The sequence below is a fragment of the Paenibacillus sp. 23TSA30-6 genome (genome assembly GCF_014858585.1).
Classification (GTDB): domain Bacteria; phylum Bacillota; class Bacilli; order Paenibacillales; family Paenibacillaceae; genus Paenibacillus.
This window is the reverse complement of the sequence record NZ_SLTL01000017.1, coordinates 53,003-66,252: the sequence shown is the minus strand read 5'-3', so window position 1 is coordinate 66,252 and position 13,250 is coordinate 53,003. Positions and strand designations below refer to the sequence as shown.

The 13,250-nt window shown below is 50.1% G+C and carries 12 protein-coding genes; 7 read left to right on the top strand and 5 right to left on the bottom strand.

What is annotated here, in order from left to right; genetic code table 11:
- Positions 1 to 121 precede the first annotated feature (121 nt).
- The 5 genes from E0698_RS16450 to E0698_RS16430 all read left to right on the top strand — a co-directional run bounded on the left by E0698_RS16450 (position 122) and on the right by E0698_RS16430 (position 4,371).
- Positions 122 to 1,168 (top strand): ABC transporter substrate-binding protein, encoded by a 1,047-nt coding sequence (locus tag E0698_RS16450; RefSeq protein WP_192512238.1) that lies wholly within the window; start codon positions 122 to 124, stop codon positions 1,166 to 1,168.
- Positions 1,169 to 1,438: 270 nt separating this feature from the next.
- The gene (locus E0698_RS16445; RefSeq protein WP_134911458.1) at positions 1,439 to 1,732 is read left to right on the top strand and encodes an MTH1187 family thiamine-binding protein; all 294 of its coding nucleotides are present in this window, start codon (positions 1,439 to 1,441) and stop codon (positions 1,730 to 1,732) included.
- Complete coding sequence (locus tag E0698_RS16440) at positions 1,729 to 2,505, top strand: ABC transporter permease (protein ID WP_192512237.1); 777 nt, start codon at positions 1,729 to 1,731, stop codon at positions 2,503 to 2,505. Before E0698_RS16445 ends, E0698_RS16440 begins: the two co-directional genes overlap by 4 nt.
- A gap of 64 nt (positions 2,506 to 2,569) precedes the next feature.
- Positions 2,570 to 3,526 carry an ABC transporter ATP-binding protein gene (locus tag E0698_RS16435; RefSeq protein WP_192512236.1) on the top strand — a complete coding sequence of 319 codons (957 nt, stop codon included), beginning with the start codon at positions 2,570 to 2,572 and terminating at the stop codon, positions 3,524 to 3,526.
- The gene (locus E0698_RS16430) at positions 3,523 to 4,371 is read left to right on the top strand and encodes a TatD family hydrolase (protein ID WP_192512235.1); all 849 of its coding nucleotides are present in this window, start codon (positions 3,523 to 3,525) and stop codon (positions 4,369 to 4,371) included. Before E0698_RS16435 ends, E0698_RS16430 begins: the two co-directional genes overlap by 4 nt.
- 178 nt (positions 4,372 to 4,549) lie before the next feature.
- Here the strand turns inward: E0698_RS16430 and nfsA are convergent, their stop codons facing one another.
- The 5 genes from nfsA to E0698_RS16405 form a co-directional block, all read right to left on the bottom strand.
- Positions 4,550 to 5,293: an oxygen-insensitive NADPH nitroreductase gene (gene nfsA, locus E0698_RS16425; RefSeq protein WP_134911462.1), complete on the bottom strand. Its 744-nt coding sequence runs from the start codon at positions 5,291 to 5,293 to the stop codon at positions 4,550 to 4,552.
- A 290-nt stretch (positions 5,294 to 5,583) separates the two neighbouring features.
- Positions 5,584 to 8,040 (bottom strand): heavy metal translocating P-type ATPase, encoded by a 2,457-nt coding sequence (locus E0698_RS16420; RefSeq protein WP_192512234.1) that lies wholly within the window; start codon positions 8,038 to 8,040, stop codon positions 5,584 to 5,586.
- A 114-nt stretch (positions 8,041 to 8,154) separates the two neighbouring features.
- A complete protein-coding gene (locus E0698_RS16415; RefSeq protein ID WP_025683234.1) occupies positions 8,155 to 8,355 on the bottom strand; it encodes a copper ion binding protein in 201 nt (66 codons plus the stop codon).
- A 58-nt stretch (positions 8,356 to 8,413) separates the two neighbouring features.
- Positions 8,414 to 8,764 carry a metal-sensitive transcriptional regulator gene (locus E0698_RS16410; RefSeq protein WP_025683235.1) on the bottom strand — a complete coding sequence of 117 codons (351 nt, stop codon included), beginning with the start codon at positions 8,762 to 8,764 and terminating at the stop codon, positions 8,414 to 8,416.
- A 115-nt stretch (positions 8,765 to 8,879) separates the two neighbouring features.
- On the bottom strand, positions 8,880 to 10,109 hold the full coding sequence (locus E0698_RS16405; RefSeq protein WP_192512233.1) for a multidrug effflux MFS transporter: 1,230 nt from the start codon (positions 10,107 to 10,109) through the stop codon (positions 8,880 to 8,882).
- Positions 10,110 to 10,311: 202 nt separating this feature from the next.
- Between E0698_RS16405 and E0698_RS16400 the strand changes: the two genes are divergently transcribed.
- Entirely contained in the window at positions 10,312 to 10,905 is a 594-nt protein-coding gene (locus E0698_RS16400) for a DUF5317 domain-containing protein (RefSeq protein ID WP_192512232.1), read from the top strand.
- A 283-nt stretch (positions 10,906 to 11,188) separates the two neighbouring features.
- Positions 11,189 to 13,039, top strand: coding sequence for a bifunctional diguanylate cyclase/phosphohydrolase (locus tag E0698_RS16395; RefSeq protein WP_192512231.1), 1,851 nt, complete (start codon positions 11,189 to 11,191; stop codon positions 13,037 to 13,039).
- The last annotated feature ends 211 nt before the right edge of the window (positions 13,040 to 13,250 follow it).

The following is a 13,250-nucleotide window of genomic DNA, read 5'->3' as shown; positions in this document are numbered from 1 at the left end:
TTTTTTGTTGAAGATGATGTTGTTGGAACAGATAGCGTCCGGCAGAAGTTATTTTTGTGAAATGGGAAACATAAGCTGTCTGATCCGACGGATTACGGGTAATAAAGGAGAGAACACAACGATGAAGCGCATGAAAATGTTAAGCCTCGGGCTGATCAGCCTGTGGTTAATGGCCCTGACCCTGACCGCCTGCGGCGGAAGCTCCCCCTCTGCCCCACAAGGCGAGACTCCTGCCGCCAACACCCAATCATCCTCCCCGACAAAGGGACTCAAGGACGTTAAAGTCGTGCTCGACTGGACGCCAAATACGAATCATACGGGCCTCTATGTCGCCAAGGACAAAGGATTTTATGAAAAAGCAGGCTTGAATGTCCAGATCGTTCAACCCGGCTCAGGCGGAGCCGATCAAATGGTTGCTTCCAATGCTGTACCTTTTGGTATCAGCTATCAGGAGGGCGTCACACAAGCTCGTACGCAAGGGGTACCGCTCGTATCCATCGCTGCGGTCATCCAGCATAATACATCAGGCTTCGCAGCCCCGGTTGACCGCGGGATTAAGAGCCCGAAGGATTTTGAAGGTAAAACCTACGGCGGCTGGGGTTCGCCCGTAGAAGAAGCGGTCATGAAATCCATCATGGACGCAGACAAAGGCGACGTAAGCAAGGTGAAGATCATCAACATGGGCAATGCCGATTATTTTACAGCCGTGAAGCGGGATATCGACTTTGCCTGGATTTTCTACGCATGGACCGGGATGGAAGCCCAATTACGGGGTGAGCCACTGGATATGCTGTATGTAAAAGATTATTCCAAAAGCCTGGATTACTATACACCTGTCATCGTGAGCAACGAACAGACCATTAAAAATGATCCTGAGCTGGTCAAGTCCTTCATGGACGCAACCGCTCAAGGCTATGAATATACCATCGCTCACCCGGAAGAAGCCGCAGACATCTTGACCAAAGCGGTTCCGGAGCTGGATAAAAAGCTGGTGCTCGCCAGCCAAAAATGGCTAAGCCCACGTTATCAGGACGATGCCACCCAATGGGGCGTACAAAAAGCGGAGATATGGAAAAACTACTCCGACTGGATGTATGAGCGCAAGCTGCTCAGCAAACCCTTGGAAGTCGATAAAGCCTTTACCAACGACTTCCTGCCCAAGCGTTAATCATTTTGTTAAAACGCTAAATGTGTAAAAATTCCACACCAACAAAACCCGATAATATGTTGCTTTTAAGGCGGTTGGCAGCGTAGCGTTACATTTGAATCTGAAGAAGCGCAGCGTTCGCCTTTGCCGTGGGATTCTCACCTTTTAAACTATTCAAAGAATCCCACGGCAACAGCGATCGTAAGATCAAATGAAACGCGAAGCGGTCTCCCCCCCTTAAACCACCATATTTCCCTAAAAACACTCCAAATAAAGGACAGGTGAATTCACATGGCTAACACACTGCTCAGTATTCAAGTGATTCCTAAAACCCCCAATAACGAGGACTCTTACGCATATGTAGATAAGGCGATTGAAGTTATTCAGCGCTCTGGTGTCAAACATCAGGTGAACCCATTGGACACAACCATGGAAGGTGAGCTGGATGAGCTGCTGAAAGTGGTTAAGGACATGCACGAGGCACTGACAGAAGCGGGCAGTCCAAGTGTCATTTCACAGATCAAAATCGCACATAACCCGCAGGGTATCAGCATGGATAAGCTGACCGAGAAATATCGCCCATGAACCCGAAAGGCAAAAACGCATCCTGGTGGAAAAGCGTATGGCCGCCCCTTGTGGCGGTCCTCTTCTTTTTAGCGGCCTGGCAGGGAGCGGTTTCCTATTGGCATGTGGAATCATGGATACTGCCTGCTCCGTCCCTGATCGTGCAGGAAGGAATGGCCCAATCGGTGCTGATTAGCGCACATACCTGGGCTAGCGTTCGCTTAACGCTGGCAGGATTTGCTATCGGTACAGCGACAGGGCTATTGATCGCTATCGTTCTTCATACCATCCCTTTTCTCAAATCGGCTCTGTACCCGCTGCTCATTCTTAGTCAAAACATTCCGACCATCGCTCTCGGTCCGTTGCTGATGGTGTGGTTTGGTTTTGGCGTTTTGCCCAAGCTGATGGTGATTACACTGGTCTGCTTTTTCCCCGTGGCTGTAGCGGCCATGGACGGGCTGACACGGACGGACCGCACGATGATGAGCTATATGCGCATGTCGGGCGCAGGCCGCATGACTATTTTCATGAAGCTGGAGTTACCACATTCCCTGCCACAAGTATTTTCGGGCATCAAGATTGCTGCCACCTACAGCGTGATGGGCGCAATCATTGCTGAATGGATCGGAGCCAGTGAAGGAATTGGATATTATATGAATCTGCAAAAATCAGCCTACCGTACGGATCTGATTTTTGCCGCCATTGGCATCATTGTTACACTCAGTTTGCTAATGTTCGTAGCTATTCTACTGCTGGAAAAATGGCTGGTACGCTGGAAACCCGATCAGGAATAGCTTTCAAATGATATGACCAGAATACGCTGGAACCGCAGGATACCAAAGAAAGGACGTGGTGCGTATGAGTCTGCATCCGACTGACTTATCACCGCAAAATATGGCTGATGAACAACAAGTCCAAGGGGCCGTGGAACAGCAGGAGCGTTCCTCCACTCCTCCAGCTCTGGAACTGGACGGCATCAGCCTGGCCTTCCGTGAAAAGCGAAGCTCACTGCCTGTATTGAAGGATGTATCCTTGACCGTCAAACCCGGGGAATTCGTCTCCCTGATCGGTCCGTCCGGCAGCGGCAAAAGCACGCTGTTTCACATCATCGGCGGGCTGCTCAAGCCCCAGCAAGGACACATCCGTATGCACGGACAAGACGTGACCGGTGAGCGTGGGCATATCAGCTATATGCCACAGCAGCCCGCGCTTTTTCCGTGGCGTACCACGCTGGACAATGTGCTGCTCGGGCAGGAAAACGCGCCGCGTAAAGATACAGCGGCGCAGCCCCGGCACGCCAGCGAACGCGAACGCCGTGAGGATGCCCTGCGATGGCTGGAGCAGGTCGGGCTTGGCCCATTCGCAAAGGCATATCCGCATACGCTCTCTGGCGGCATGCAGCAGCGGGCGGCTTTCCTGCGTGCGCTACTCAGTCCGCAAGAGCTGATGCTGCTGGATGAGCCGTTCAGCGCACTGGATGCGCTGACGCGTGGAGACATGCAGCAATGGCTCCTGCGGATGTGGGAAAAGAACCGCCGCTCCGTGCTGTTCATTACCCACAGCATTGAGGAAGCGTTGCTGCTCTCCGACCGCATCTACGTACTGTCGGCACGACCCGCTTCGGTGATACATGTCGTAGACGTTCCCTTCCCCCGTCCTCGCAGGGAAGAAATCACCCTCGACCCGCGATTTATCGAATGGAAGCGGAAAATGACAGGCTGGATGCGCGAGGAAAAGCACAGACTGGAAGGCGACACGGGCAACCCTGAAGGCGTCCGTGAGGATGCTTCAGGTGACGAGGTAAAGCCGTTATGAATGACTTGAAGGACATGAAACTGGACGTGAGAACACCATCGCCAGCACCCGCACCGCTCATCGACGCGCATATTCATGTGGATAGCTATCCGCCTGAGCAGCAGGAGCTATTGCTCGCTTCGCTTGCAGATAGCAGCGTCGAAGCCGTCATAGCCGTGTCCATGCAACTTGCCTCCAGCCGGGCCAATTTGCGTTTGTCTGAGCGTTTTCCCGGGCTGGTACGACCCGCCTTTGGCTTTCATCCCGAACAGCCTCTTCCATCACAAGCTGAGCTTGATCTGTTGTTCGACTGGATGGACAAGCATGCAGAGCATATGGTTGCCGTAGGCGAAGTCGGCTTGCCCTACTATAATCGGCTGGAAGCCTTGGAGAGAGGCGTTTCCTTTGACCTTGCTCCTTACATAGAACTGCTGGAACGTTTTGTCCGATATGCGGGAAAACATAACAAGCCGATTGTGCTGCATGCTGTTTACGAGGACGCGGACATTACCTGCGACTTACTGGAACGCCACGGCGTCACGCAGGCGCATTTCCATTGGTTTAAAGGCTCTGCCGCCACGACTGAACGCATGGCCCGTAACGGCTATTATGTCTCCCTCACACCGGATCTCTTGTATGAGGACGAAATCCGAAATTTGGCAACACAGTATCCATCCGGTCAGGTGATGGCGGAAACGGACGGCCCTTGGCCCTTTGAAGGGCCTTTTGCCGGACAACAGACCCATCCGTGCATGACCGCCGAAGTCATTCGGGCGTACAGCAAGCTGACAGGTCAAAATGAAACTGTCGTTCGGCAATTATTTTATGACAATACGAGACGCTTTTACGCACTGTCTAATTTATAAAGTCATATCAGCTATTCCCTGAAAAGATATACAAGCCAAGCTTACAACAAAAGCAAAGAACCTCCTATTACGCGGACTTCATCATGCGCAAAAAGGAGGTTCTTTGTATTTTTCAAACATACCTACGGCTTTATGCCATTTATATGTTGCTGCGTTATTTTTATCGCCTACCCAACCTTTATTGCTTCAAAAATCCCTTTTGCTCCAAAAAAGACTTCATCTGCAAACGTGTAGGCTCGGTCAGTCTTGCTGCCATCTGCTCTGACCATGGGGTAGACCGCTGACCACCTGTGCGTTCCTTCAAATATTCAGCCGATGTGTGATCATACAGATCCACAGCTTTCATCGTCTGATTTTTGTCGTAGCCGTTCATATGCAAAACACCGGACAGTGGAAGACGTGGACGTAAGCCCTCTTCCTGATCCGGTACACCAATACACATACCGAACACCGGATATACCAGCTCAGGCAATCCCAACAGCTCGGATACCTCGGCTATTTTTGTACGGATACCCCCGATGTAGACAATGCCCAAACCGAGCGATTCGGCGGCTACCGCTGCATTCTGTGCAGCTAACGCGGCATCAATGGTCGCAACCGTGTAATTTTCGACGGAACCTTCATAGGAGGACTTGCCCGGTTGATGATGAACCGTGACCTGCTTCAAGCGGTACAAATCTGCACACCACACGAGGAACGCCGGGCATTGCTCAACGTAAGCCTGACCACCTGCCAACTCAGCCAGCTTTGTTTTCAAAGAAGGCTCTGTAACGGCAATGACGGTATAAGCCTGTACATTGCTGGACGAGGAAGCCATCTGGCCTGCTGCCACAATAGCTGCGAGCTGCTCGTCAGTAACGGCATCTGACTTGAATTTTCGTACAGACCGATGATTCATCAACAAGGAAATCGTATCATTCATGACTGCTTCACTCCTAATCCATAATATAAGCTTTTTATCTGTGTCAAACTGTGCATATACGAAGAGGTTTCTGCATGTTTGCATGGCACTACTACAAGTATTATGAAACTTTCGGGAATGATAAGCAACCCGACAGGATGAAGGGGGACAGCATTGATAAAAAAAGCTGAACATAGCAAAAAGGCAAGCACCCAGGAGATTAAATCCCTGCGTACTTGCCTGATGAACAACTGTCCACGCTTTATCGTGATGTCTGCTGTTCGTATCCCGTCTCTGGTAAACAAACCTGATTACAGCTTCACCCGTTGGAGACGCAGGGCATTCAGCACAACCGAAACAGAGCTAAATGCCATGGCCGCTCCCGCAAGCCACGGGGCAAGGAAGCCCAATGCTGCAATCGGGATGCCAATCACGTTATAACCTAACGCCCAAAACAGATTTTGCCGTATATTCGTCATCGTGCGGCGGCTCATTTCGATCGCATCGGGAATGCTGTTCAGGTTGCCGCGCATGAGCGTAATATCCGCAGCTTCCATCGCCACATCCGTACCTGTGCCCATTGCCATCCCGATATCAGCGGTAGCCAGCGCGGGCGCATCATTAATGCCATCCCCGACCATAGCTACGATCAGACCCTGCTCCTGAAGGCGTTTTACTTCTTCCGCCTTGCCCTCTGGCAACACCTCAGCCAGCACCCGATCAATTCCGGCCTCGGCAGCCACAGCCCGCGCGGTCCGTTCATTGTCACCCGTAATCATGATGACCTCAATGTTCATTGCACGCAGACGGGCAACTGCCTCCCGTGACGTTTCCTTAATCGTATCTGCCACGGCTACCAGTCCGGCATAGAAACCGTCCACCGCAATCAGCATTGCTGTTTTGCCCGCGTTCTCCAGCTCATGCATATGCTGCTCGGCCGATTCGCCAACCGTGATGCCCTCACGACTCATCAGCCGACGTGTACCTGCCAGCACTTGCTTGCCTTCCACATGAGCCTTCACGCCATAGCCCGGAATATTTTCAAAATCTGTCGGCTCCACTAGCTCAATGCCGCGATCCGCAATGCCCCTTACAATGGCTTCCGCCAGTGGATGCTCCGAGCTTTTTTCCGCCGCAGCCAACAACCGCAGCAAATCCGTTTCGCCCAAGCTCCCTTCTCCGACCACAACATCCGTCAGCTCAGGCTTGCCGTTCGTGACCGTGCCCGTTTTATCCAGCACCACAGCATTGACCGAACGAGTCATCTCCAGATGCTCGCCGCCCTTGAACAGAATGCCGTATTCAGCGGCGCGTCCCGATCCCGCCATGATAGACGTTGGTGTAGCCAATCCGAGCGCACAAGGGCAAGCAATGACAAGCACCGCAATCATTTTCTCCAGGGAGCCTGCAAAATCAGTCGGAGTCACAAGGAAAAACCAGACGATAAAGGCCAATACAGCTATAGCTACAACGATTGGAACAAATATTCCTGATATTTGGTCAGCAATCCGCTGAATCGGAGCCTTGGAATTTTGCGCATCTTCCACGACCTTAATAATACGTGCTAACGCCGTATCTCCACCGACACGCTCAGCCTGGATACGAAGCACACCGTTTTTATTGAGCGTAGCTCCTGTGACCACAGAACCCGCCTCTTTTTCCACCGGAAGGCTTTCGCCACTCAGCATGGATTCATCCACCGCCGAGCGTCCGTCCACCACCACACCGTCTACAGGGATTTTCTCGCCGGGACGTACAATAAAAATGTCCTTCACGCGAACCTGCTCAATCGGTATATCAAGCTCTTGCCCATCACGTACTACACGCGCTGTCGTCGCCTGAAGACTCATGAGACTCTTGATCGCCTCGGACGAACGGCCCTTGGCTACTGCCTCAAACCATTTACCGACGAGAATAAGCGTAATCAGAACCGCGCTTGTTTCATAGTACAGTTCAGGCATTTTCATAACAGCCATACCGCCCATGCCATCCATCACGGTCGACGGACGCAAGGTGAGATAGAGGCTGTAAAAATAAGCCGAAGACGTGCCCAGAGCAACCAATACATCCATATTGGAACTGCCATTGCGCAGCGCCTTGTATGCTCCTACGTAAAACTGCCAACCAATCACAAACTGTATCGGCGTAGCCAGTGCGAACTGGAACCAAGGGTTCAAAAACAAGCTCGGTACATACATCCATGAGGTAAATGAAAAATGAGTGACCATCGCCCATAACAGCGGAAGTGACAGTACCGCAGATACGATCCACTTCCATTTTTTACGATTCAAATCCTTGCTGCGCACGTCTGCGATGTTATCCTCGGCACTCTGCGGGATGGCTCCATAGCCAAGCTGCTCAATCTTGCTCACCAGATCACTGACCGCAATACTTCCCGCCGCATATTCCACATGCGCTGTTTCCATCGCCAAATTCACCGCAGCGCCCGTCACACCCGGCATCCGGTTCAGACCCTTTTCAATCCGGGTCGCGCAGGCTGCGCATGTCATGCCCGTCACATTCAGATTGGCTTCCTCACTCACGGTTCCAAAGCCAAGCGAAGCAATTTTATCACGAAAATCCGGAATGTCGGCCTGCTTCGGATCATACGATATCGACGCCTGCTCCAGAGCCAGATTCACATTAGCCTGCGCCACACCGTCTATTCGATTCAATCCCTTTTCAATACGGCTGGCACAGGCAGCACAGGACATCCCTGTAATATGAAGCGTTGTCTGCTTGTCACCGTCGGTCACACGGTTTTCCATGGTTACTCTCCTCCTACATACCCCCATGGGGTATATTCATGTTCAAAAGAAAAAGCCTCTTCATGGAAGCTTTTCCTTTAAAACAAATTTTTTTACGCGCTACATATCCTTTACTTAAACGACGTCGTAGCCTTGGTCCTCAATTGCGGTTTTCAGAGCTTCAACGTTCAGCTTGGACTCATCGTATTCTACAGCCACTTGTTTCGCTTCAAGACTGACCTTGCCGGAAGCGCCGACTTTCTCCAAGGCTCCTTCTACTGCTTTCACGCAATGATTGCAGCTCATGCCCTCTACGTTCAACGTTACTTGTGCCATTTCTGTTTCCTCCTCCGGGGTACTTTATGTACCCGATTTATGTGTATGGGTATTGCTCTTAACGGATCAGCTTCTTGACCGTAACCAGCAGCTCGTCGATCACTTCCGGCTCTCCGGCCTGCATGCGCTCAATGACACAGCTTTTCATATGCCCTTCCAGCAGCAGCTTGCCGACACCATTCAGGGCGGACTGGACAGCCGCAATCTGGTTCAGCACATCGTCACAATAGGTATCCTTCTCGATCAAGCCCTTGATTCCCCGAACCTGACCTTCAATACGGTTCAATCGGGATGTAAGACTGTTCTTGAATTCTGCCGAGTGATGACTTTTTCTAACGGTCTTTTCCCCTTCTGCTCCGCAATGAGCCTCATGGACTTCAGCGTTGGAAACAGGTTGCTCTTCAGCCATACATCAGCCTCCTGTGTTGTGTTATGCATTCATGCATTGTTAATATACTCCTAGCATAATATACCCCCATGGGGTATGTCAACCTTCCGGATAAATGTCACCTGTTCGCCTTATTTCAAGCTTTCACGCGCGCTTCCTTGGCAAGTACCATAAAACTTAACAACGCACCAACTTCCGCTATAGCGATGACGATAGCCATTGGTATAGGCGTTGTTCCACTGCCCAGACCCACCAGCGGCGAAGCGATAGAGCCAAGCAACAGAGGCAGCAAGCCGAGCATGGCGGACGCACTCCCTGCGGAGCGCTGCTGGCTTTGCATCGCGAGTGAGGTGGTGGTTGTACTCACGATCCCGACACAGGATACAACAAAGAACAGCGGAACTAGAACAGCAAATAGTTGACCACCGGTAAAGGCCACCGTAAGCAGGCTAATTCCCGCTACAGCCGCAATCAACAACCCCGACAAGAGCAACTGCCGTTCGCTGAAACGGCCGACAAGCCTCCCGGTCAATTGGGAAAACAGTACAATCCCCAAACCATTCACCGCGAAAATAATACTGTATGTCTGAGGTGAAACCCCGAAAATATCCTGAAGCACGAACGGCGAGCCAGCGATGTACGCAAACATGGCTCCTGTAATGAGCGCCTGCGAGAAGGCGTATCCCATAAAGCGCCGATCCGTAAAAAGATGACCGAGTGTACGAAGCGTCTGCTTCAAACCACCCGATGAACGGCGGCTGACAGGCAGTGTTTCCGGTAGCCCCAACACAACGGCAATTAACATTGCCACCCCGACTACGCAAAGCACCATGAACACACCACGCCAGGATACAAAATTCAACAGAACACCGCCCAGCACAGGAGCAGCAATCGGAGCCACACCGTTCACCAGCATGAGCAGTGAAAAGAAGCGCGTCAGCTCTCTGCCCGAATATAGATCACGCGCAACGGCTCTGGAGATAACGATCCCCGCAGACCCAGTAAGACCCTGAATAAAGCGTAGCCCGATAAGCACGCCGATATTCGGCGCAAACACGCATAACAGCGAAGCAGCGGCGTACAGGACAAGCGATACGACCAGCGGCCCTCTACGTCCTCTTACATCACTCAGCGGCCCCGCAACGATCTGCCCGACTGCCAGACCCAACAGACAGGCGGTCAGACTGAGTTGCGCCAGCGAAGTCGTCGTATGCAAATTGTCGGCTAATGTAGGCAATGACGGCAAATACATATCTATGGACAAGGGTCCGAAAGCGCTCAATGCTCCCAGAACAAAGGCAATCCATAATATCCGGGATTTGGTCATATCTGCGGCAACCATTACCGTATTGGAAAACCGATTCATAATAACAATCATCCTTTTCTGAAAATATGAAATATCACTTCAATATATTATGATAACATTCATTTTACGCTGCTTCGATCATTTACACGCTAATCCGCATTTTTTTTTCGAAACTGCTACATATCAGGCAGGAATTTACCAATTTAAGGTCGAATCATACCTTAACCAAAACAAAAAAATTTGCGAAAGCTGGAGAATAACTATGGTCTATGATGGAGTGCTGCTTGGTCTCATTGTAGGTCTGTTCAGAGGGGGCTGGCGACAGGGTTTAATCCGTTTCAGCCAAATACACCTCATAGCTGGCTGGATGTTCCCTGTGCTGCTGCTGGTGCAGTTCATTATTTTTTATGCTCAGGAAAAATGGGCTTGGCTCGCGTCCATCAACGGGTATCTGTTTATGGGCATCTATGCGGTTGGATTGATTTTTCTCTGGTTGAACAGGCACCACAAGGGATTCAAGCTTATTTTAATCGGAGTCCTGTTGAATTTTGTCGTCATGGCGGTAAATGGCGGCAGGATGCCGGTCTCGTTGAGCGCTTCTGAGGTACTAGGCCCCTATTATACAGATATGCTTAAATCTGGAATCGTTATCTCGAAGCATTACATGATGGATACGACTACGCGTTTATCATTTTTGGGTGATATTATTCCACTCTCCAAGCCCTATCCCCGTACGCAGGTGATCAGTATTGGAGATGTCGTCATGAACTTTGGGATGTTTCTGTTTATTCAAAGTGTCATGGTCGTGAACAAGAAGAAGACCACCCAACAAGAAACCCATCCCCGCCACGCCTAGTGTGCGCCTTATTCCAAGGAAGGGAGTGAACCCTATGAAAAATTTGAAATATTCCCGTGTGATTATCAACGCTATTATCGTCGCTTCTGTCGTAATCGCTTTGACTTCCGGTTACAAAATCGGAGGCTAATTACCGATAAGGAAAAGGGAAGCACAGGCTCAACAAAACAGGCTGGATTCCGGCCTGTTTTTTCATGTGAAATTTTCGATTACAAAATTGTAAATTATCCCATTTACCCCCTGGTAGCTTTGACATCAAGATACGACAAGGCAGGAGAATGAAATGATGAGTATAATAAAAAAGCTGCAAGAACGGGTTAGCGCGACGGGATTATACGTTTTTCTCATATGTATGGCAGGCTTGGCCGTCCTCTTGTATACGAACCATTGGTCCTTTATGCATTATTCGCCTACAGAGTGGGTCACGATCTACTCCCTGTTGGGAGCAGTTCTGATTTTGGAGCATTTTACCTTCCAGCTGCCGCCAGCCAGTAACAAGCAATCGATGGATTCCTCCGTGTATCTCGCTTGTATTTTTGTACATGGCACTGAAATCGCTATTCTCATTTTATGGCTCAATGTACTCATTGCCGCAATCCGGTATAGAGAACTGTCCTGGTGGAAGCATGCCGCCAATTTTTCCATCTATGCGCTTTCAATTTTCCTGTCTTCTACCGTCTTTGGGCTAAGCGGCGGAACGCAGGGGGGCTTGAACGAAGAGCATTTTACTTCCTACCTGCTGGCGCTGTTCTGCTACTTTGCGGTGAATACCGTTACACTGGGTCTCTACTTTTATATTGCTTACAAAGGCTCTCTCAATGAGCTAAAAAAGGCTTTTCTCGCTGAATCCCTGCTTGTTTACTTATGCACACTCATCCTGTCTCTCGTACTGACCACACTGATTTATCATAACGGTATTTTGGGGCTTCTGTTGTTCCTTGCGCTAAGTATGCTTCTATCCCACGCGTTCAAGCAGTTGTTTACGATGTATCGGGAAATTGAAGAAAAAGCCAACATGGACCGCAGAACAGGGCTGTACAATCACAGTTATTTTGAAAATGCACTCGAAACCGAGCTGAATATAGCCAGAACCCAGAATACCCCCCTCAGCCTTGCCCTTATTGATATTGATGATTTTAAAAAATACAACGATCACTTCGGTCACCTGAGAGGCGATCAACTGTTGGGATTCCTCGGAGAGACTCTCAAAAAGGAAACTTCCGGCTCCAATATTATCGTATCCCGCTATGGCGGAGAGGAGTTCACTCTGCTTATGCCCGACTATACCGCGGAGCAAGCTTACGAAATAGTCAATGCCATCCGAAAAAGGCTGAATGATTCCCGCTACGAGGGCGTCGAAATCTTTCCGCATGGCTGCTTGTCCTTCTCCGCAGGTATTGTGCAGAGCCGCGTCGACATCTATGACAGATCACAATTGGTCGATCTGGCAGATAAAGCCTTGTATTACGCCAAAAAGCAGGGGAAAAATATCGTTCATACACACGGCAGCCTGAATGAGGTGGAACGCGAAGTCGATCTCGGACAGGATATTCGTGATATTGAGCAGCAACTTAATTTGTTTTTGTACAAGGATATTAATACCTTCAAGCATTCCAAGCGAGTGTTCAAGTACGCAGTAGACATGAGCGAAGCGCTTCAGCTCGGACAGGAAGACAAGCGGTGCTTTATACTAGGTGCCCTCATTCATGACATCGGAAAGCTGGAAATCCCCTGGAATATTCTGAATAAAAAAGAGAAGCTGACCGACGAGGAATGGTGTATGGTGAAAGCGCATGTCACTTGGGGCAGAAGAATTGTAGAGGCCAACGAGCGGTTCATGGATCTGGTTCCTTTTGTGGAGCTTCATCATGAACGCTATGACGGAGGCGGCTATCCATTCGGCTTCAAGGGCGAGCAAATTCCCCGGCTGTGCCGGATGCTGACGATTATTGACTCCTTCGATGCCATGACCACCGAACGTCCCTACCAACCCACCAAAACGTTTGTTGAGGCCATTAAGGAACTGCGTGACTGCTCTGGTAGCCAATTCGATCCGGAGCTAACGGCTATTTTTATCCACTATGTCCAGCATAAGCAGCCCGCTTTCCTGGATTCCATAGAAGCAGACCACTAATTCCCCTATGCTTGTCCCTTTACCCCTACCGTTAAAATCGTCCAGATTTCAACAACGGCAGGGGTTTTCATATTATTTCAAATTTCATATAAGTGTCATAATTCGCTTCATCTATTCCTGCCAAATGTACTATGATTAAAGGTATGAATGTAGGTTTGACCGTATGAGATGTCACACTTTGGGACATCCTCGCTTCAAGTAATCGAGAGAA

Coding starts and splice junctions, on each gene's coding strand:
- E0698_RS16440 (WP_192512237.1), top strand. CDS start 1,729: ATGAACCCGAAAGGCAAAAACGCATCCTGGTGGAAAAGCGTATGGCCG.
- E0698_RS16395 (WP_192512231.1), top strand. CDS start 11,189: ATGATGAGTATAATAAAAAAGCTGCAAGAACGGGTTAGCGCGACGGGA.
- E0698_RS16405 (WP_192512233.1), bottom strand. CDS start 10,109: ATGAATCGGTTTTCCAATACGGTAATGGTTGCCGCAGATATGACCAAA.
- E0698_RS16410 (WP_025683235.1), bottom strand. CDS start 8,764: ATGGCTGAAGAGCAACCTGTTTCCAACGCTGAAGTCCATGAGGCTCAT.
- E0698_RS16450 (WP_192512238.1), top strand. CDS start 122: ATGAAGCGCATGAAAATGTTAAGCCTCGGGCTGATCAGCCTGTGGTTA.
- E0698_RS16400 (WP_192512232.1), top strand. CDS start 10,312: ATGGTCTATGATGGAGTGCTGCTTGGTCTCATTGTAGGTCTGTTCAGA.
- E0698_RS16415 (WP_025683234.1), bottom strand. CDS start 8,355: ATGGCACAAGTAACGTTGAACGTAGAGGGCATGAGCTGCAATCATTGC.
- E0698_RS16445 (WP_134911458.1), top strand. CDS start 1,439: ATGGCTAACACACTGCTCAGTATTCAAGTGATTCCTAAAACCCCCAAT.
- E0698_RS16435 (WP_192512236.1), top strand. CDS start 2,570: ATGAGTCTGCATCCGACTGACTTATCACCGCAAAATATGGCTGATGAA.
- E0698_RS16430 (WP_192512235.1), top strand. CDS start 3,523: ATGAATGACTTGAAGGACATGAAACTGGACGTGAGAACACCATCGCCA.
- E0698_RS16420 (WP_192512234.1), bottom strand. CDS start 8,040: ATGGAAAACCGTGTGACCGACGGTGACAAGCAGACAACGCTTCATATT.
- nfsA (WP_134911462.1), bottom strand. CDS start 5,293: ATGAATGATACGATTTCCTTGTTGATGAATCATCGGTCTGTACGAAAA.